The sequence below is a fragment of the Kitasatospora sp. cg17-2 genome, from assembly GCF_054031055.1.
The window spans coordinates 20,743-38,107 of sequence record NZ_JBSSXW010000004.1; the positions used below are offsets into that span (position 1 = coordinate 20,743).

The 17,365-nt window shown below is 74.2% G+C and carries 22 protein-coding genes; 2 read left to right on the plus strand and 20 right to left on the minus strand.

From position 1 onward, the window contains the following. Window position 1: 1 nt before the first annotated feature. A complete protein-coding gene (locus ACW14Y_RS42215; protein WP_456988927.1) occupies window positions 2-424 on the minus strand; it encodes a hypothetical protein in 423 nt (140 codons plus the stop codon). A gap of 517 nt (window positions 425-941) precedes the next feature. Here ACW14Y_RS42215 and ACW14Y_RS42220 point away from each other — a divergent pair. Next, window positions 942-1,511: a hypothetical protein gene (locus ACW14Y_RS42220; RefSeq protein WP_456988929.1), complete on the plus strand. Its 570-nt coding sequence runs from the start codon at window positions 942-944 to the stop codon at window positions 1,509-1,511. A gap of 259 nt (window positions 1,512-1,770) precedes the next feature. Here ACW14Y_RS42220 and ACW14Y_RS42225 read toward each other — a convergent pair whose 3' ends face one another. The 14 genes from ACW14Y_RS42225 to ACW14Y_RS42290 form a co-directional block, all read right to left on the minus strand. Next, window positions 1,771-2,685: a hypothetical protein gene (locus tag ACW14Y_RS42225; protein WP_456988931.1), complete on the minus strand. Its 915-nt coding sequence runs from the start codon at window positions 2,683-2,685 to the stop codon at window positions 1,771-1,773. Next, window positions 2,682-3,530, minus strand: a complete 849-nt coding sequence (locus tag ACW14Y_RS42230) for a ParA family protein (RefSeq protein WP_456988933.1) — start codon at window positions 3,528-3,530, stop codon at window positions 2,682-2,684. The genes ACW14Y_RS42225 and ACW14Y_RS42230 overlap by 4 nt, the downstream gene beginning before the upstream one ends. 357 nt (window positions 3,531-3,887) lie before the next feature. Then, window positions 3,888-4,433, minus strand: coding sequence for a hypothetical protein (locus ACW14Y_RS42235; RefSeq protein ID WP_456988935.1), 546 nt, complete (start codon window positions 4,431-4,433; stop codon window positions 3,888-3,890). 108 nt (window positions 4,434-4,541) lie between these two features. Beyond that, on the minus strand, window positions 4,542-5,306 hold the full coding sequence (locus ACW14Y_RS42240) for a hypothetical protein (RefSeq protein ID WP_456988937.1): 765 nt from the start codon (window positions 5,304-5,306) through the stop codon (window positions 4,542-4,544). Between the two features lie 116 nt (window positions 5,307-5,422). After that, window positions 5,423-5,935, minus strand: a complete 513-nt coding sequence (locus ACW14Y_RS42245; RefSeq protein ID WP_456988939.1) for an AAA family ATPase — start codon at window positions 5,933-5,935, stop codon at window positions 5,423-5,425. 26 nt (window positions 5,936-5,961) lie between these two features. Further along, window positions 5,962-6,333: a hypothetical protein gene (locus ACW14Y_RS42250; RefSeq protein ID WP_456988941.1), complete on the minus strand. Its 372-nt coding sequence runs from the start codon at window positions 6,331-6,333 to the stop codon at window positions 5,962-5,964. Window positions 6,334-6,438: 105 nt separating this feature from the next. Next, window positions 6,439-6,909, minus strand: a complete 471-nt coding sequence (locus tag ACW14Y_RS42255) for an NUDIX domain-containing protein (RefSeq protein ID WP_456988943.1) — start codon at window positions 6,907-6,909, stop codon at window positions 6,439-6,441. A gap of 227 nt (window positions 6,910-7,136) precedes the next feature. Next, window positions 7,137-7,370 carry a hypothetical protein gene (locus tag ACW14Y_RS42260; protein ID WP_456988945.1) on the minus strand — a complete coding sequence of 78 codons (234 nt, stop codon included), beginning with the start codon at window positions 7,368-7,370 and terminating at the stop codon, window positions 7,137-7,139. A gap of 31 nt (window positions 7,371-7,401) precedes the next feature. Next, window positions 7,402-8,145, minus strand: a complete 744-nt coding sequence (locus tag ACW14Y_RS42265; protein ID WP_456988947.1) for a hypothetical protein — start codon at window positions 8,143-8,145, stop codon at window positions 7,402-7,404. An 89-nt stretch (window positions 8,146-8,234) separates the two neighbouring features. Then, window positions 8,235-9,449 (minus strand): DNA polymerase III subunit beta, encoded by a 1,215-nt coding sequence (gene dnaN / locus ACW14Y_RS42270; RefSeq protein WP_456988949.1) that lies wholly within the window; start codon window positions 9,447-9,449, stop codon window positions 8,235-8,237. 51 nt (window positions 9,450-9,500) lie between these two features. Continuing rightward, the gene (locus ACW14Y_RS42275) at window positions 9,501-10,118 is read right to left on the minus strand and encodes a hypothetical protein (protein ID WP_456988951.1); all 618 of its coding nucleotides are present in this window, start codon (window positions 10,116-10,118) and stop codon (window positions 9,501-9,503) included. A gap of 128 nt (window positions 10,119-10,246) precedes the next feature. Then, window positions 10,247-10,885: a hypothetical protein gene (locus ACW14Y_RS42280; RefSeq protein ID WP_456988953.1), complete on the minus strand. Its 639-nt coding sequence runs from the start codon at window positions 10,883-10,885 to the stop codon at window positions 10,247-10,249. A 134-nt stretch (window positions 10,886-11,019) separates the two neighbouring features. After that, complete coding sequence (locus tag ACW14Y_RS42285; protein ID WP_456988955.1) at window positions 11,020-11,184, minus strand: pRL2-8; 165 nt, start codon at window positions 11,182-11,184, stop codon at window positions 11,020-11,022. A gap of 180 nt (window positions 11,185-11,364) precedes the next feature. Then, window positions 11,365-11,559, minus strand: coding sequence for a hypothetical protein (locus ACW14Y_RS42290; RefSeq protein ID WP_456988957.1), 195 nt, complete (start codon window positions 11,557-11,559; stop codon window positions 11,365-11,367). Window positions 11,560-11,699: 140 nt separating this feature from the next. On the opposite strand from ACW14Y_RS42290, the gene ACW14Y_RS42295 reads away from it, so the two are divergent. Further along, window positions 11,700-11,843: a hypothetical protein gene (locus ACW14Y_RS42295; RefSeq protein WP_456988959.1), complete on the plus strand. Its 144-nt coding sequence runs from the start codon at window positions 11,700-11,702 to the stop codon at window positions 11,841-11,843. A gap of 19 nt (window positions 11,844-11,862) precedes the next feature. On the opposite strand, the gene ACW14Y_RS42300 is transcribed toward ACW14Y_RS42295, so the two are convergent. From ACW14Y_RS42300 to ACW14Y_RS42320, 5 genes are all read right to left on the minus strand, one after another. After that, a complete protein-coding gene (locus tag ACW14Y_RS42300) occupies window positions 11,863-13,299 on the minus strand; it encodes a DNA/RNA helicase domain-containing protein (RefSeq protein ID WP_456988961.1) in 1,437 nt (478 codons plus the stop codon). A 1-nt stretch (window position 13,300) separates the two neighbouring features. Then, window positions 13,301-14,134 (minus strand): hypothetical protein, encoded by an 834-nt coding sequence (locus ACW14Y_RS42305; RefSeq protein WP_456988963.1) that lies wholly within the window; start codon window positions 14,132-14,134, stop codon window positions 13,301-13,303. Between the two features lie 109 nt (window positions 14,135-14,243). Continuing rightward, a complete protein-coding gene (locus ACW14Y_RS42310) occupies window positions 14,244-14,750 on the minus strand; it encodes a hypothetical protein (RefSeq protein WP_456988965.1) in 507 nt (168 codons plus the stop codon). A 14-nt stretch (window positions 14,751-14,764) separates the two neighbouring features. Next, window positions 14,765-17,035 carry a hypothetical protein gene (locus ACW14Y_RS42315; protein WP_456988967.1) on the minus strand — a complete coding sequence of 757 codons (2,271 nt, stop codon included), beginning with the start codon at window positions 17,033-17,035 and terminating at the stop codon, window positions 14,765-14,767. A gap of 144 nt (window positions 17,036-17,179) precedes the next feature. Then, a complete protein-coding gene (locus tag ACW14Y_RS42320; protein WP_375915649.1) occupies window positions 17,180-17,362 on the minus strand; it encodes a hypothetical protein in 183 nt (60 codons plus the stop codon). Between the last annotated feature and the right edge of the window lie 3 nt (window positions 17,363-17,365).

The following is a 17,365-nucleotide window of genomic DNA, read 5'->3' on the forward strand; positions in this document are numbered from 1 at the left end:
GTCAGTCCCTGCTCGGCTCGCCCAGCATCCAACCGCTGACCGCGGCAACCGGGCCCCGCCAGAAGGGCAGGAGGTGGCTGGCCCGGCCGTCGCGGTAGGTGACGTCCCGCAGGTGAAGGAAGCGGGAGTCGGGCTCCAGCCGCCGGCCCTTGTCCCGGTTCTCCTCGATCCGGTCGCGGGCGACCCCGACAGCCCGGCGCAGGTCGTGGTCGTCCAGCTCCCGGACGAACTTCTCCTCCCAGGCCGCAGCCGGGACTATGGTGCCGGTGACGAGACCGCCGGGCACGATCAGGGTCACCACCACCTCGGACTCGATGTGCTCGCTCGCGGCCCCCAGACGCAGCAGCTCCAGATACGGGTCATGGTGGGCATCCTGGCCGAGCAGGACCCTCAGCACCTGCTGCGCCGCTTCCTTCGCCCCCACCGGCTCCTCCTCCTGCTGCTGGGCCTGCGGGGATCGTGCCCCTGACGACAGGCCGGTATGCAGGCCTGCGGAGGCGGGGCGGAGCGGGCAAGCGGTCGGTCCGAGCGGGGCGGTGCGTTGGCCGGCGGTAGGCTGCCGACGCCCCGAGAAGGCACTGGGAGGCCGTCACCTGAAGGTGACGGCCTCCCAGTTTTCCGTGCGCATCATGTGGCGTGGAGGTTCCAGCCGCTGTCCACGCCCCACGAGGAGTCGGCGGTGCCCCACGTCGAGTCCGGCGAGCCGAGGCCCCAGATCGTGTCCTTGGGTACACGAGTGTTCATGCTGTCCTCCCCGTTCCGTGATCAGGCGCCCCACTGTAGGCGCCGTGACCAGGCATGTCATCACTTCGGCATTTGACCGGGCGCCCTTTCGCCCCCGGTGCTGTCCCAGACCCACGCCACCGTCGAGGCCCCGCTCTGCCGGACCCGGGCGTCTCGCCGGGCCGTAACCAGGAAGTTCGGATGCAGGTTGAGCAGGCATGAGCATCGATGTGCACACCGTGCCCGCGACCATGCCCGACGCGCTGCGGCGGATGCTGCGCCACTTCACCATGGAGGTGCTGAACCACCTGACGGAGGTCGTCACCCACACGCTGGAGGACTCCACCGACTGGATGCGGATGCCGTCCTACCGACTCACCGACGCGGCCGACACCCTCAACCTGGCGGCGACCGGCTTCGGCGCCTACCTGCGGGAGATCGGCGTCGACGACCACGACATCGCTTCCTACCTGCAGGTGGGCCAGCAGCGTCCGAGGGCCGTGGACTCGCCGGCGGGGCGTGACTTCCTGGACGGGTTCCTCGACCGGCCCGGCGGCGAGGGAACGTCGATGCGAGCGGTCGCCGAAATCGTCAGGGCCTGTGTCGACGACGACGATCCGACCGCTCCCGACAAGTACGGGGACGTCGAGGCGCTCCTGTACGCGTTCCGGTTCGCGCGTTCCGAAGACGCCGAGGAGTGGTTCGAGGACCTGCAGCCGGCCGTGGCCGACCGGGCCCGCCGCATCGCCGCCATCCTGGCCGAGGGCACCCCTTCGGCCGGCTCCTGACGTCCTGACTGCGCTGCCGGACGTGAGCGGCGAGCTACCGATCGGGTTCGACGCCGCTGTTCCGCCGGGTGTCGATGCAGGGCTGGCTTCGACTCGCCAGAGGACGGATCCACGGCATCGATGGTGCCGGGGGTTTGCGAGAGCTGGGTACGGTCGGCGGGATGAGGCGTGACCGTCGGCGTGCTCGGGTAGGGTGCCGTCCAGCAGGCAAGAGGGCGCCCGGCCACCACAATTGGCCGGGCGCCCTCTGTTGCTGTGCTCAGCTGTCGGCCTTCTTCATGCGGTCGAGTACCGCGTCGAACACCCTGCTGTCGCCCTCGTCCGCGAACGCGGCGAGCAGGTGCCCGAGGACCTCCTGGCGCTCGATCCGTTTGCGGTCGAGCCGGTCGGCGAGGGCCACGGCCCGGCGATCGACGTTCCGCCTGAGTTCGGCCGGCAGGGCTGCGGACGGCTTCGGCTGCGGTGGCTCCGCCGTCTCGATCGCGTCGTGCAGCGCGTGGGCGATGACCTGCGGGTCGTCCTCGTCACTGAGGGTCAGGTCGCCCGGCAGCAGGCGTACGGTCTCGCGGATGCGCTCGGCGGTGACCTTGTCGGCGCCGGCGGCGTTGACCACCAGCTGGTAGACACCGACCGCAGCCTTGAGGCCGTGCCGGTTCTTGAGCGGGACCAGCTCGCGGACCTGACCTTCGGGTGCCTTGTGGCCGCGGGCGTTGAGGACCTCCCCGAGTTCCCACCCGGCGCGCAGCTTGCTGCACCGCGACTGCTTGATGCCGTGCTCGATACTCGCCCACTCCTCGATCGTGGTGTAGCAGCGGGACGGCTCCAGCTTGTGGGGAAGACGCCGGAAGAGCCGACCGACCGCCATGGTGTCCAGTGACTTGCCCGCCACCCAGTAGGCGGTGGACAGCAGCTCGACCCCTTCGACACAGGCGGCCAGACGCTCCTGCTCCTCCGGGGTCAGGTCTCCGTCGCCGGAAGGCTCGACCGGGTCGGGGATCTTGTCGAGGCCGGGGCGGGCGGCGTCGACCGCTGCCCTGATCTCCTCGGCCATCTGCTGGTCGGCTGCGGAGCGGCGTTCCTCGGCGGCGCGCTCGGAGGTGTGGACCAGCGTCTTGACGGCGGCCTCGGTGGCGTCGTCGTCGTCCCAGCCGTCGATCTCGTACTCGCCGCTCATGCCGCCTTCACCAGCCCGGCGTTGACGGCGATCTGCCGGAAGAAGCCGGCGGTGTCGGTGCGGGGCCGGTGCTGGACGACCGGCAGGCCGACCGCGCGGGACTCCTTGAGGTCGGTCGACCGGATGGGCACCTCGCCGATGCAGCGGATCCGCGGGTGGTTCTGGAGCTGGCGGTAGATCTTCGTGTCGATGTCGCCCATCGGCTTGACGACACGCCCGATGACCAGGCCGAGGATGGCGAGGTCGCCGTCCGGGCGCTCGGCCCTGCGCATCACGGCGATGTGCTGTGCCTGCTGCATCTTGACGGCCTTCATCGCCCATTCGTCGACGTCCACCAGGATGATCGCTGCGTTCGCGGCGGCGGTCTGCGCATCGGTGTCGGTGTCCAGCGCCGGGCGCAGGTCGAGGAGGATGACGTCGTAGAGGTGCAGGACGTGGGAGAGCAGCCGGCGGTAGAGGGTGATGGCGGCGCCCGACTCGCGCATCCGGGACGGCAGGAAGCACATGTCCATCGAGGCGGGCAGGATGTGGATGCCGGGCACCTTGGTCTCGGAGATGAGGGGCCGCGGGTCACCCATCTCCAGCAGCACGGTGGCTTGAGTGGGGCCCTTGTCCTCGTCGAGCAGCGGCACCTTGCACGCCATGGTGGCGTTGCCCTGCGGGTCGCAGTCGACCACCAGGACGCGCTTGCCGTACTCGGCCAGGGAGCCGGCCAGGTTGATGGTGGTGGTCGTCTTGCCGACGCCGCCCTTCTGGTTGCACATGACGATGATGTACGCCTCACCCGGGCGCGGCCCGGGCAAGGCCGGGGCGCCGGCGAAGGGCGCTGTTGCGATTTCGGTCATGCAGGGACGATAGCCACTGGCGCCGCAGCCACGGCGCACCCCCTCCAGACATTCCTCCGACGAACGCCCCTTCGCCGCGGGCACTCCGCCCGACCAAGATCATTTTTGCACAATTGGGCAAGAATGATCTTGGTCGGGCTCCCCGGAAATACAAAAGGGCCCGCTTCTTCCGGCTTCGGCGCCGGAGGAAGCGGGCCCTCAATGTACTGAGGTCAGGCAGAGGCGAGAACGCCCGTGCGGTCGAGGCCGATCGCGTGGCTGACGGTGTCGAACCCGACGGCCTGCGAGGCGGGGCTGTCCGGGCGAGGGGCGATGACGGTGCGGTGCATGCGGTCCTCCATCAGATGCCGGACGGGTCTACAGGAGGGCGAGCTGGTTCTCGTCCGGCTGCGCGGGGGCGTCCTCGGTGTGGGCCTGGGCGCGGGCGTCGTCGTGGGCCGCGTCGTCCTGGTCGCAGATCAGCCGGCCGTCGGGCAGCTCGTGCCAGTCCCGGTCGATGGCGTCGGCAACTGCGGTGTCGGCGGAGTCGTAGTGGGGGAGGAACTCGTCCTCGACGGCGGCGCCGCACACCGAGCAGCACGCGGTCCAGCAGAGCGTCGGGACGGCGACGCCGGCGCCCGAGCGGGCCGCGCCCTCGCGGCGCCAGGCGTAGCCGTTCCGGAGGACGACGGCGTGGGTGGCGGGCTGGAGCGGGGAGCCGTCGTCGAGGTCGGCGGCCAGGGCGTTGTGTTCGGCGGCGGCCATCAGCGCGGTGGCGAGGTCGGGCATCGGCAGCAGGGTGTTCGGGCCGGTGAGCCACAGCTCCCAGGCCTTGTCCGGGGTGCCGGGGCGCAGCCGCTGGTCGGGGTCGGTGGTGAAGAGGCCGCGGCGGCCGACGGGGGTGATGGCGGGGGTGGTGGTCATCTGCGGTGTCTCCTTCGGCGGGTCGGCCCCGGCCTGCTGGGGTGCGGGCCGGGGCCGGGGTGGTGGCTGGTGGTCGGGTGGGGTGGTGCGGCGGCAGGGGGCGGTCGGCTACAGGAGGCCGGCGGCGTGGGCCTCCGCTTCCTGGTCGACGTCCTCGTCCTCGTCGGCTCCACCCTCGGTGTCGAAGTCGGCGTCGGCGTCGGCGTCGGCGGGGAGGAGTTCGGCGATGGCGAGGTCCTGGCCGAGGGCGGCCCACGGGTAGCCGTCGCCGTCCTCGTTGTCGGCGTCGGCGGGCTGTGCCGCGGCCGGGGCGGGACCGTCCAGGAGCGCGGCCAGCTCGGCGACGGTGTGGATCTGCACCGGCCCCTCGCCGTCCCGGCTGAGGAAGTAGGTGCGGCTGTTGTAGCCGTCGCGGTCGGTCGGGCGCGGGACGGCGAGCAGGCGCGCGGTGGAGGTGATCTCGCACGTCGCGCTGCCGTCGTCCGTGCCGGTCCAGTTCTCCGCCTTGGTGAGGGCGCCGTGGCTGTAGTCGAGGCGGGCGGCGCCGGAGGCGGCGCGCTGCGCGGCGTCGGCGCGGACGTCGGCGGCCAGCTGCTCGGGGGTCGCCGGCGGGGGCGTCACGCCGACCGGGCTGTGGTGCTCGGCGCCGAGGCGGCGGCGCAGGGGGGCGAGGGCCTGGTAGGCGTGGTGGTCGGTGAGGGCGGCGGCGAGGGCGCCGGTGGCGAGGGCGAGGGTGATGCGGATGTCGGCGGGGTGGGTGGTGAGGGTGCGGTAGGTGGTGAGGGCGGCGGCGGCGCCGGCGGTGACGACGGCGACGCTGTCGGCGGTGTCGAGGGCGGTGCGGGCCAGGCGGGTGCGCAGGGTGTCGGTCACGGGTGCCTCCGAGGGGGAGCGGGTCGGGTGCCGGCCGGGCGGCCGCGCCGCGCACCACGGCGCCCGCCGTCCCGGCCTGGACGGCTCGGGGGCGGCGGGCGTGGTGGTGGGCAGCGTCAGTGTCCGGTGCGGTGGTGGCGGATCTCGTCGAACCCTTCACCGGCGAGCAGCTCGCGGGCGGAGCGGACCATGCGGTGCTGCCGGCGCACGACGTCCTCCGGCACCCGGCGCTCGGTCGGCCGCTGCGCGTTCCTCGCCAGACATACCGGCAGGGGCGCGTCCACCCACGTCGCCACGACACGGCGGCCGTGCTGGTGGCCGAGCTCGACCAGCTGCGCCCTGTGGTGTGCCTCGGCCGACGTGTTGTCCACCCAGGTCGTCAGGCCACGTCGCAGCCTCATGGCCAGGATCTGGTTCTGCAGCAGGACGGCGTCGGCGGTCGCCTCCTGCTGGCCGGCCGAGTCCGCGACGGCGGCGCGCAGGTTGTCGAGGCTGACGACCTGGGTGGGCGGGAGGTGGCGCAGCAGGGTCGACTTGCCCGAGCCGCTGGCCCCGATCATGACGACCAGGTCGCCGGGTTCGGCCGGTGTGAGGGCGTGGTCGAGGGTGGAGGGCTGGGTGGAGGTCATGGGCGGTCCCTTCGGGTGGGCGGGTGTCAGCGGGTGAGGACGGCGGTCGGGCCCACAGCTCGGGGCGTCTCCAGGGGGATGACGTAGATGTCCACGACGTCCTGGACGTTGCTCCAGGTGCCAGCGGCGTGGCGGATGTAGACGACGCGCTCCTGGGCGCCGCTGCGGTCGGTGGTGTCGTACTCGTGGACCGTGTGGTGCTTGCGGGCGCGGCGGACGGCGGCGTTCACGGTGGCGGTGCGGGCCTGGTTGGGGAAGGGCAGGAAGTGGTGGCCGTCCCTGAGGGTGAACACCAGGGCGTGGTCGGGGCGCGGTCCGGTGGTGACGAGCCGGGCGCCGTAGTCGCGCAGGTCCTGGATGTGGCTGGCGTAGTACTCCTCGGCGGTCTGGGTGGTCATGGTTTCCCTCCGGTGTTCGGTGCGGCCGGGCGGCCGCGCCGCTCACCACGACGCCCGCCTCCCCGGCCGGGCGGGCGGGGGCGGCGGGCGCGGTGGTGGGCAGCGTCAGCGCCCGGTGGCGGTGCGGACGGCGGCCAGGATCTGGTGGTGGTCGAAGGCGAGATGCTGCGGGCTCGGCAGGCAGTCGAGCCGGATCCACTGGACGGACGCGGCGTCGTCCCCGGCGCGGGCCTCGGTTCCCGCGGGCACGCTGACGAGGTAGGCGACGCTGACGTACCGGCCGCGCGGGTCGCGGTCGGGCTCGTCGTACACCCCGATGGGCGTCAGATCGGCGGCGTCGACCAGGACGCCGGTCTCTTCGTGCAGTTCGCGCACGGCGGCGGCCCGTGAGGTCTCGCCGATGTCGACGTGGCCGCCCGGCAGGGCCAGCAGGCCCTGGTGCGGCGGCCAGCCGCGCTGGATCAGCAGAACGCGGCCGTCGGCGCGCACCGCGACGACGTCCGCGGTGTAGCGGATCGTCTCGGCCCTCTGATGTCCGGACTCGGTGGGCACATCGGTGCTGGTGGTGTCGGTCATGGATTCGTTCTCCAAGGGGTGGGCGGGTGTCGGCCGGGCGGCCGCGCCGCGCACCACGACGCCCGCCGCCCCCGCCGGGCTGGCGGGGGCGGCGGGCGCGGTGGTGGGCAGCGTCAGTGCCCGGGCGTCAGCGGACGGCGCTCCAGACGATCAGCAGGATCACGGCCAGCCAGGGGGGGAGCGGCCGGGGCCGGCGCGGTGGGTGCCGGCCCCGGCGGTGCGGGTGGTCAGGTGAGGCTGCGGGCGTCGATCAGGCCCTCGATCCGGGACGCCTGGGCGTGGATGCGCTGGGCCAGGACGGTGAGCCGCTCGGTGTCGGTGGTGCTGACCCCTCGGGCGAGGCCGGCGGCGAGTCGGTCGGCGTCAGCGCGCAGCTGGGCGACGTCGGCGGCCAGGGCCTGGCCGCGCTGGGCGATGACGGCGGTCAGCCGGACGGGGTGGGGAAGGAGGGGTTCGGGCACGGGCGGGCTGCTCCCGGTCGTCGTGGTCGGCTCAGTGGCGGTGGTCGAAGGGGGCTGCGGGGTTGGGCAGCGCGGCGAGCCGGGCCGGGGTCGGGGTCGGCTGGGGCTCGGGGGTGTGGACGGTGATCTGCGGGGCGACGTCGGTGCGGTTGATGACGGTCGGGCGCAGCGAGAAGCTGATGCCGCGCAGGGCGAACAGGCTGACGGCGGCGATGCCCGCGGCGGTGAGGCCGGTGGCGACGGGGCGGCCGGTGTCCGGGGTGGCCTGCCAGACCATGGCGAGCGTCGCGCAGGACCAGGCCGTCCAGGCAAGGCGTGCGACGGCGCCCTGGGTGAGGAACGCGAGCAGCGCGGCCACCAGGCCGACCGTCTTCCAGGCGCCGTACGCGGTGGCGGCGGTGAGCGGGTAGGTCTGGTGGGCGATGAGGTAGGTGTGGATCGGGCCGGTGACGGCGGTGCGCAGGCCGTCGCCGTCGGCGGGCAGGTCCTGCGGCAGGTGGATCGCGCCGACCAGCGCGCCGGCGCCGTTCAGCAGGATGCCGCCGACGGTGCCGAGCACCAGGACGGCGAGGGTGATCGTGATCAGGTAGGCGAGGCCGCGCACCCACGGCTCGGCGCCGGCGAAGTCGTCCAGGCCGGCGGCCAGCTCGCGGCGGCGCTCGTCGAGCCAGCCGCCCGGGGCGCTCAGGGCGCGGACCCGGCGGCCGGCCGCCTCACGGACGCTGACGCTCGGCTGCTCCTCGGAGTCGGTGGTCGGCTCGGTGTGCTGGTTCACGGGGTGCTGCTCCTTGGTGAGGTCGGTGGGGTGTGCGCGGGTTCGTGGCCCGCCCCGGCGGGTGCCGGGGCGGGCGGGGTCGTACGGGGTCAGCCCTGGAGGCGGATGGGCATCAGCAGGTGCTGGTAGTCGCCGCCGGTGTCCTCGCCGCTGTGACCAAGAATCAGGACGGGCTTGGTGGAGGAGGTGAGGTGGAAGCGGGCCTCGGGGGTGGTCACGGCCTTGAGGCAGTCGGCGAGGTAGCCGGGGTTGAACGCCGCGTCGCAGCCCTGGACCCGGTCGGTGAGCGAGCCGACGGAGTTGCAGGGGATGCGGTCGGTGGCGCGGGCGTCGTCGCCGTCGCCGGCCTCGACGAGCAGCTGGTCGCCGTCGACGGCCAGGCGGATCGGGCGCTTGTCGGAGGCGACCAGGGCGACGCGCTTGACGGCGGCCAGCGCCTCCTCGACGGGGACGGTGATGGTCAGCTCCGCGTCCTCGGCCGTGGGGAAGAGGTTGCGGAACTTGGGGAACTCGGCCTCCAGGAGACGGGTTCCGGTGGTGCGGCCCGGGGTGGAGAGGGTGATCTGCCCGTCCGACCAGCCGATGCTGACGGGGTGTTCGCCGGCCAGGGCGCGGGCCGCCTCGGCGAGGAATTTCGCGGGCACCAGGACGGTGCGGGCCGCCGCGTCGAGCTCCTGGGCCGTCGGCCCGGCGTCCTCCTCGCCCTTCTTCCGGGCCTTCCTCACCGGCTCGGCGGCCGGCAGGGTGCCGGTGGGCCTGACGGTGAGTTCGCGGACCGCGAAGCGGTAGCGGTCGGTGGCGGCCAGGGTGAGCCGGCTGCCCTCCAGCATCATCTGCACGCCGGTGAGCGCGGGCAGCGAGTGGTCGGTGCCGGCCGCGACGACGGCCTGGGCGACGGCGTCGGCGAGCGCGTCGCCCTCCACCGTGAGGACGCTGTCCGGGGCGGCCGGGAGGGCCGGGTACTCCTCGACGGGAAGGGTCGGCAGGGTGAACCGGGCGCTGCCCGCGGTGAGGATCAGGCGGGCTCCGGAGAGCTCGAGGTCGACCTCGGCCGACTTCGGGAGCGTCTTCGCGATGTCGGACAGCAGCCGTCCGGAGACCAGCGCGGTGCCGTCGTCGGCGATCTCGGCGTCGACGCGGGTGGTCGAGCACACCTCGTAGTCGAACGCGGCCAGGTGCAGCCCGTCCTCGCCGGTGCGCAGCAGGATGCCGGCGAGGACGGGCACCGGGGGGCGGGTGGGCAGGGCGCGGGCGGCGTGGGCGACGGCGTCGGCGAACGGGCCGGCGAACAGGCGCAGCTTCATCGGGGGTCCTCTCGGAAAGGCCGGGGTGCGGTGGGCGGGGCGGGGCCGGGGCTATGCGTCGGCGTCGTCGGCGCCGGAGAGCTCCTCGCAGGTGGAGTAGCCGGTGTCCAGCAGGAGGCAGTCGCCGTAGTCGTCGGCGTGCTCCAGGACGAGTTCGGCGGTGCCGGCCCACCCGGGGACGACGGCCGTCACCGGGGCGTGGTCGGGCAGGGCGGCCAGGACGGCGGCGAGGTCGCCGACCGTCAGCACTGCGGCCAGGCCGGTACGGCGGGCCGCGGCAGGCCGTGCGTCGCCGCCGGGGACGGGGGCGGGCAGGTGGAGGTCGAGGACCAGGGCGTTCGGGTCGGGGTCGGGTGCGGTGGTGTGCAGGACCAGGGCGCCGTCCCAGGTGGTGGCGCGCACCGGCCAGGCGGCGCGGCGGTCCCACTGCGGGACGCCGCAGACGACCGGCAGGTGGTCGGGCAGGGCGGCCAGTACGGCGGTGAGGTCACCGGTGGTGAGGCGGGCGGCGCTGTAGGGGGTGCCCTCGATCCGCCACGGCGCCCGGCGGTCGACCGGGGGGCGCTTCGCGGCGGCGACCTCGAAGGCCTCGGTGATGGTGGTGACCGCGGCGGCGCCCATCTCCTCGGGGCTGGCCGGGTCGGCGGTGACGGTGACGGTGCTGCTCACGACGTCCTCCAGGCAGGTCGCGGTGTCGGCCGGTCGGCCGGCCCCGTCCCCGGAAAGCGGCCCGCCCGCCCGGCCGGTGTTCGGCGGGGCGGGCGGTGTGCGGGCCGGGGGCGAGGCCGGGCGGCCGGTCAGCGGACGTTGTTGGTGACCGTGCCCTTCCACCCGGCGGACTGCCGGCCGATGGTGACCTCGGTGTGCCGGTGGAACATCGCGAGGACGGGACCGGTGCTGGCACCGTCGCCGCCCGCCGACGCGGACGTACCCGCGCCGGTGCCGGTGGCGGCGGAGCGGAGTTTGCCGAGCAGGCCGGCGACGCCGAGGACGACGGCGGCGACGAGGACGGCGGCCCACTTGAGGAGGTCGCCGAGTGCGTCGGTGTGCGGGGCGACCTGCGCGACGGCGGCGCCGAGCATCCACACCGCTCCGCCGGCGGCGAGGGAGGCGATGGATCCGTAGAGGACGTACTGGCGCACCGCCAGTGACAGGCCCGGGTCGACCACCGGGACCGGCGCCGGCGCGGCGGGGACGGGCTGCTGCTGCGCGGCGGTCTCCGCGGCGGCGGCGAGGGGGTTGTGCACGGGGACGGCGATCACCTTGCCGTCGACCAGGGCGGGGATCAGTGCCGGGGTGGTGGAGGAGGGCTGCAGGGGGACGGCGACGACCCGGCCGTCGAGGGAGGCCGGGACATAGCCGTCCTGGAGGAGAAAGGCGTTGAGGTCGACCGCCGTGTCGGCGGCGGCGGGGGTGGCGGTGTAGATGCTGTCCACGGGGTGCTCCAAGAGGTGGCGGGGGCTTGCCGGGGTTCGGGGGCGCCGGGCGCCTTCCGGGACCGCCGGGCCCGCCCACGCCGGGTGGCGGGGCGGGTCCGGCGGCCCCCGGAGAGGCCGGGAGCGGTGTCGGCTCACTTCACGATCAGGTTCTCGGGGTGGCCGTTGTCCATGTGGTCCACGCACTGCGGACAGTCCTCGCGCCAGCCGAGGTGCGCGTGCGCGTCCTTGGCGTAGGCGTGGTACCAGCACTGCCTGCACTGGTTCTTCGGCGGGTTGGTGGCGGTGTCGTTGCCCATCGTTTTCTCCTTCTGGTGTCGGGCCGCGGTACTCGGCCCGGGCGATGGCACGGCCCCGGAAAGGCCGGGGGTGCGGGTCAGTCCTCGTCGCCGCGGTGGCGGCGGGGCAGGTGCTCGGCGGTGCCGGGGTCCAGGTAGTGGTCGCGGCGCGGTGGCGCAGTGCCAGGCGCGGGTGGTGGGTCAGGAGGCGGCGTTGCTGAGCGCGGTGACCAGGTTGGTGAGGAGCTGGTTGATGGCGGGGCCCGCGCCTGTGGAGGCGAGGGTGAAGCCGAACAGCACGAGGACCAGGGCGGGCCAGAAGCCGACGGCGCGGCCCCGGTAGAGGACGGTGGTGATGACGCCGAAGAGGACGGCGAGGGAGACGGTGACGGCCACGGGGGCTCCTGGCGGGTCGTTGGTGGTTGGGCGGACGAGCGGGCCGGACGGGGTGTTTGTCGGCCTGGCCTGGTGGTACGTCAGGTTCGTACTGCGCCCCGCACTGCTCGGTGCGGGGCCCGGAAGCGAGGGGGGTCGTGGTGGCGCACGTGCACTACAGCTGTTGGAACTGCGGTGCGAACAACCGTGTGTACGGCGAGGGCTGCGACTGCTGCGACGTCGTGGAGGTCCCCGAGTCGTGGATCTGCTGGGACTGCGAGGCGGAGAACTTCTGCGAGGACTGACCGGTGCGCCCTTGCGGGGTCAGCCGCGCAGGCCGGTGAGCGCGTTGCGGAGGCCGCCGAGGCTGACCTTGCGGCCGCCGTCGGCGTTGACGGCGGCGAGGATCTCCAGGTCGTCCAGGTCCTCGCCGTCGGTGTTCTCCAGGACGGCCAGCACGCGGTCGGTGAGGTTGAGGCGGGAGGCGGTCCGCGGCTCGGGGGCGGCGGCGATGGCAGGCACCGGCGCGCTGCGCGCGCCGCCCCGGTTCCCGCCACTGCCACCGCGGCCCCGGCCGCCCCCGCCGCCGGCTTCGGGTTCCTCGAACTTCTCGGGGCAGGCGGCCCGGTATGCCTCCATGCCGTCGAGCTTCCCGACGTAGGCCTCGCCCGCGGCCTCCCAGGAGTCCTTCTCCAGCACGGCGTGCGGACCGTCGCCGTACAGGGCGAGCATCTCGGGGTCCAGGCCCTCGGTCGGCATCTGGGAGCCGACCTTGAAGAACCGCATGCGGGCGGTGGGGTGCAGGCCGGAGAGGTGGTAGCCGCTGCCCTGGGTGCCGGGCCGGTCCTCGTCCGCCTCGGTGTCGTCGAACTGCGAGACGAGTTCGACGGCGCCCGCGTACTTCGGGATCGAGGCGAGCTTCTGCCCGGCCGGGAGCAGGCCGTCGGACACCAGCTGGCGCATCAGGTTCGACGTCCAGCGCAGCAGGATGACCTCGCCCTCCTTGAGCATGGAGCGCAGGGTGTCGGAGCCGCCGAGCTCCTCGAGGTGGCCGGCCTGCGCGAACAGCGCGATGCCCATGCCCAGGGAGCGGCCGGTGCGGCCGATGTCCTTGATGTAGAACGTCGCCTCGTCCCGGTACGGGGCGCCCTTCTCCAGCAGCCGGTTCGCCTCGTCCACCACCATGTACATCAGCGGGTCCGGGCGGTTCATCAGGAACTTCGAGCGCCCGGCCGCCGCGTAGCGGACCTCGCGGGCCCTCATGACGTTCCAGAAGGTCCGCAGCTGGGCGATGGAGCCCTCCTGCGTGTAGACGCACCAGTCGCAGTTGCCGCGCGCCTCGGGGGCGGACTGGCCGCCCTTGAGGTCGGCGTAGAACACGCCGACCCCGGAGCGCTTCATCCCTGCGAGGATGATCTGGCCGCCGGTGGACTTGCCGGCGCCGGTCGTCCCGAACAGCAGCATGCGCTGCGCCGAGCCGGCCTTCGGGTCGTACAGGCGCAGTCGGGTGCGGCGCCCGTTGTGGTGCAGGCCGACCCAGATGCGGCCGGTGGAGTCCATGACCAGGTACTCGGGGCCGGGCAGGACCACGTCGGCGAGCGGGTCCTCGGGGTAGATGGTGACCAGGCCCCGACTGCCGTGGGTCTCGACGGCGAGGCGGGCGGGGTCCTTGATGTCCATCGCGTCGGCGAGGCGGGCCATGTCGTAGCCGATGACATCGCCGGGCGGGGCCTGGACGGTCAGCTCGTAGATGAGCCCCATGTCAGTGCAGTTCCTTCGTGTCGGTGTCGATGATGCGCACGCCGGTGATGACCGTGCCGGGCATGCCCTTGGGGGCGATGTCCTTCACCCACCGCTGGTAGGGGTCGAGCACGGCCTGCTCGGTGGTGCCCACCGTCAGGCGCCGCACCCCGGCGCCGCGGCCCGGCACCTTCTCGACGCGGATCTCCTCCTCGTCCCAGTCCAGGAGCGCGGAGAGCGCGGTGATGGAGACGGTGGGCACCGGCGTGCCGGGAACGGCGGCGCGGATCAGCGCGGTCAGCGCCTTCTCGCCGGTGCGCTCGACGTCGGTCAGCACGGTGCCCGGGGCGACCCCGCCCTCGACGGCGACCCGCTGCGCCCACCAGGTCGACATGGGGTGGTTGGAGCCGGCCGGGGCGAGGGCTGCGGCCTGCTGCTCCTGGACCTGCTGGACGGCGTCGGGGGTGAGGGAGCGCTCGCGGCCGGCCAGGACGCGGGCCGTGCGGGCCGGGCGGAGCTTCCAGGTGGCGAGTGCCCACGCGGCGTCGAGTGCGAGTTCCCACCAGTGCAGGCCGTGGACCAGGCGCTCGGTGACGAGCAGTGCGGCCGCGCCGACGGGCGCCGCGAGGTAGAGGGCGGTGGCGGCGTCGCGGATGCGGCCGCTCGGGAGGGTTCCCGACCAGACCAGGCCCCAGGCGGTGGCGGCCCCGGCGCCGGTGAGGGTGACGGCGAAGGGCAGGGGGTCGGTGGTGAGCGCGCCGGCGCCAAGTCCCGCCGCGGTGGCGAGGGTGGCGGTGCGGCCGACGTAGCCGCGGGCGACGGCGATGCGCCCGCGCAGCGGGCCGAGGGACATCATCGGAGGGGCTCCTTCGCGGGTGCCGCCGGACAAGCGGCGGGGGTTCGGGGTGCGAAGGGGCGGCCGGGCGGGCCCGTCAGGGGGCGGCACCGGCCGCCCCCGGGGTGGGTCAGCGGTTGGCGTAGAACTCGCGGTCGGCCATCTCGCCCTCCTTGTTGGCGATGGCGTCGTCGACCGGCCCGTAGTCGGCCTCGTGCGCGTCCGCGGTGGCCTGGAACAGGGTGGAGAGCTCGGCGGTGGCGGTGGCCATGGCCTCGGCCTCCTCCAGGACGGAGAGCATCACGGCGGCGGCGTCGCGGTGCTCGCCGACGGTGTCCCGGTCGACGTTCATCCCGGCGGCCTGGTCCGCGAGGCGCTGCACCGACTTCGCGCAGTCCTCGACGTACTGGTAGGTGCCGGTGACCTTCTCGGACAGGTGGGCCAGGCGCACCGCGGCGATGGCGAGCTGGGTGACGACGACGCCGTAGCTGACGGCGTCGTGGACCATCTCGCCGGCCGCAGCGAGCGCCCCGCCGGTGGAGGCGACCTCGCCGCCGGGGGCGGGCCGGTCGGTGGGGGCGTCGTGGACGGCGGCCGGCGCGCTGGTGGTGACCGGCGCGAGGTCGGTGTCGGACATCGGGCGGGTCCTCCTTACTGGTCGTGGTAGTCGCGCTCGGCGGGCGCGGCGTGGCCCAGGTCGCGCGTGGTGTCGGCGACCTGCTGGTCGCGGCGGGCCGCGTTGGTCCCGGCGACCGCGATGGCCTCGGCGGCGGCCGGGATCTTCTCGGCGACCGCGTCGGCCTTCGCCTTGACCTCCTCGGCCTTCTCGACGAGGGAGGCGACCATGGCTTCCAGGACGCCGGGCACCTTCAGGTCCAGCACCTTGGCGTGCAGGGCCTCCAGGCGGCCGAGCAGCTTCTCGCAGCCCTCGGCCGCCTCGCGCGCGTCGTCGGCGCCCTGCAGGATCTCCTCCGCCATGTCGGCGTCCGCCTCGATGACGTCGTGGATCGTCAGGTCCGAGTCACCGGCGTACTGCGTGCCGGAGCCCGTTCTGGGCACGGGGATGGTCACGGGTCGTCCTCCAACGGGTGGTGCCGGCGGCATCGGGTTCGGGCGGGTGGTTCCGGGCCGCGTGTGCGGGGACCGGTGCGGGGCGCGCGGCAGCGCGGCCCGGCCCCGGCCGATCGCGGGAGCGGCCCTGTCGGGGTCGGGCCGGTCGTAGCGGCGCACCTTGATGTCCGGGCTGTGGACCCAGCCGGGCGGCGGACCGAATCCGTCCGTGCCGGCCCCTGCGGTGCGGCCCGTGGGGCCGGTGCCGCGGCTGCCGGTTCGGTCGGCCCGCCGCGAGCGGCGGGCGTTCGCCCGTTCCGCACGCTCACGGGCCTGCCGTGCCTTGCGCTCGCGGTGCTCCTGGCGCTTGCGGGCCTTGCGTTCCTGCTGTTCCCGGCGCTTTCGCGCCCGGAGGTCCTGCGGGCTGCCGGGGGCAGTGGTGCCGGGCCTGCGCAGGCGCCAGGGCCGCGCCCCGCTCTCCCCGCCCGGGGTGAACGTCCGCCGGGTGCGGCGGCCGGACCGGGTGCCGGCCGTCGGTCCGGTGCCCGCCGTCCCGGGCGCGGTACCGGTCGGTCCGGGCCGCACGGCGAGCGCGGTGCTCGGCGTCGTCGGCTTCGGCGTGTCCGTCGTGCCGTCCTTCGCCGTGTCCTTGGGCTTCTTGCCGTTCAGGATCCGGTCCACCGCCCGCTTGCGGACCGCGCCGCGGACGGTGGTCGGGGTGGCGCCGCCACCGGTGGGGGAGCCGGTGGGCTTCCAGTTGCCGGTGGTGATCCGGTCGGCGACCCGGCGCCGCGCCGCACCGCGCACGGTGTCCGGCCCGGCCGGGGTCCGCTCGGGCTTGCCCGGTCGGCCGCCCGGTCCCTTGCGGTCGGCGCCCGGCTGCTTGTCCCTGGGACCGTTCAGGATCCGGTCGGCGGCGCGCTGGCGGGCCGCTCCGCGGATCGTGTCCGGCCCGGCCGGGGTCCGCTCGGGCTTGCCCGGCCGGCCGCCCGGTCCCTTGCGGTCGGCGCCCGGCTGCTTGTCCTTCGGGCCGTTCAGGATCCGGTCGGCGGCGCGCTGGCGGGCCGCTCCGCGGATCGTGTCCGGCCCCGCCGGGGTCCGTCCCGGACGCTGCTGACCGTCGTTCGGAGGTCCGTTCCGAGAGCCTTTCCGGGCCCCGGAATTCCCCTCCTGGCGGCCCTTGCGGCCGGAGTCCTCCAGGGCCTTCCTGCGCGCCTCCTGCACCCGCCCGGGCCCGGCGCTGCCCGGCGCACCCGAGCGGCCGTCCTGCCCGCCGCCACGGCCCGTCTCGGGCTTCCTCGGCTGCGGGCCGCCAGGCCCCGTCTGCCCGGTGGAACGGAACGTCGAGGGCACCTGGCTATTCGGCCGGCCCGAATTCGGGGAGGAATTCGGGCCGGAGCCGCGGGAGGCCCGGCCGAATTCCGGACCGGACTGCACGCGGCCGCGCTGCTGCGCCGCCAGGGCGGCCGACCTGGCCTTTTCGAGTTCGGAAGCGGCCTTTCCCGTGACCGCGCCCTGCTGGTCCCTCACGGCTTTGAGGTGCTCCGCGCGGGCCTTCAGGTAGCCGACCGCGTGATAGGCGCCGCGCAGGGCGGCGACCGTGATCCCGGCCATCATCACGGCGGACATCGAGGCGACCCCGGCCAAGGAGCCGGACCCGGCGGCCGGGGCGGCCCCCGTTCCGTGGGCGGTGATTTCCGAACTCCTGCCGAGTTCGGGTCCCTCGGGAACGGAAAGGGACGCGGGCGGGGCGAATTCGGTGGTCAGTGGCGCGAGGGTCGGCAGGCCGTCGCCGGAGCCGTCCTCGCCCACGACCCCGGGCAGGGTCAGGCCGGGGAAGCCGAGCACGGTCCCCGTGGTGTCGTCGGCCATCCGGCCGCCTCCAATCGTTCGTCACTGTGCGTTACCGATCCGGGGCCTCTCGCGTGCGCGCACAGTGCGCGCACGTGGAGACCCCGGACGACGGCATCGCGGCGGATTCGGTGAGCGCGAAGAGTCACCCCGTCGCTCGGCCCGTCAGGAGCCGGCCCGGGCCTGGGTCCACGCGGTGAGCATCCGCACCAGGTCCGCCCAGGCCGTCTCGTCCCGGCCGGCCATCGTGCGGGCCAGGTCCCACAGCGCCTGCGCGCGGTCGGAATTCGTCGCGGTCGCCGCGATGCGCTGATTCCAATGGGCAGCCTGCCCGGGCGTGAGCGGCACGGA

Coding starts and splice junctions, on each gene's coding strand:
- ACW14Y_RS42220 (WP_456988929.1), top strand. CDS start 942: ATGAGCATCGATGTGCACACCGTGCCCGCGACCATGCCCGACGCGCTG.
- ACW14Y_RS42225 (WP_456988931.1), bottom strand. CDS start 2,685: ATGAGCGGCGAGTACGAGATCGACGGCTGGGACGACGACGACGCCACC.
- ACW14Y_RS42230 (WP_456988933.1), bottom strand. CDS start 3,530: ATGACCGAAATCGCAACAGCGCCCTTCGCCGGCGCCCCGGCCTTGCCC.
- ACW14Y_RS42235 (WP_456988935.1), bottom strand. CDS start 4,433: ATGACCACCACCCCCGCCATCACCCCCGTCGGCCGCCGCGGCCTCTTC.
- ACW14Y_RS42245 (WP_456988939.1), bottom strand. CDS start 5,935: ATGACCTCCACCCAGCCCTCCACCCTCGACCACGCCCTCACACCGGCC.
- ACW14Y_RS42250 (WP_456988941.1), bottom strand. CDS start 6,333: ATGACCACCCAGACCGCCGAGGAGTACTACGCCAGCCACATCCAGGAC.
- ACW14Y_RS42255 (WP_456988943.1), bottom strand. CDS start 6,909: ATGACCGACACCACCAGCACCGATGTGCCCACCGAGTCCGGACATCAG.
- dnaN (WP_456988949.1), bottom strand. CDS start 9,449: ATGAAGCTGCGCCTGTTCGCCGGCCCGTTCGCCGACGCCGTCGCCCAC.
- ACW14Y_RS42285 (WP_456988955.1), bottom strand. CDS start 11,184: ATGGGCAACGACACCGCCACCAACCCGCCGAAGAACCAGTGCAGGCAG.
- ACW14Y_RS42300 (WP_456988961.1), bottom strand. CDS start 13,299: ATGGGGCTCATCTACGAGCTGACCGTCCAGGCCCCGCCCGGCGATGTC.
- ACW14Y_RS42305 (WP_456988963.1), bottom strand. CDS start 14,134: ATGATGTCCCTCGGCCCGCTGCGCGGGCGCATCGCCGTCGCCCGCGGC.
- ACW14Y_RS42310 (WP_456988965.1), bottom strand. CDS start 14,750: ATGTCCGACACCGACCTCGCGCCGGTCACCACCAGCGCGCCGGCCGCC.
- ACW14Y_RS42315 (WP_456988967.1), bottom strand. CDS start 17,035: ATGGCCGACGACACCACGGGGACCGTGCTCGGCTTCCCCGGCCTGACC.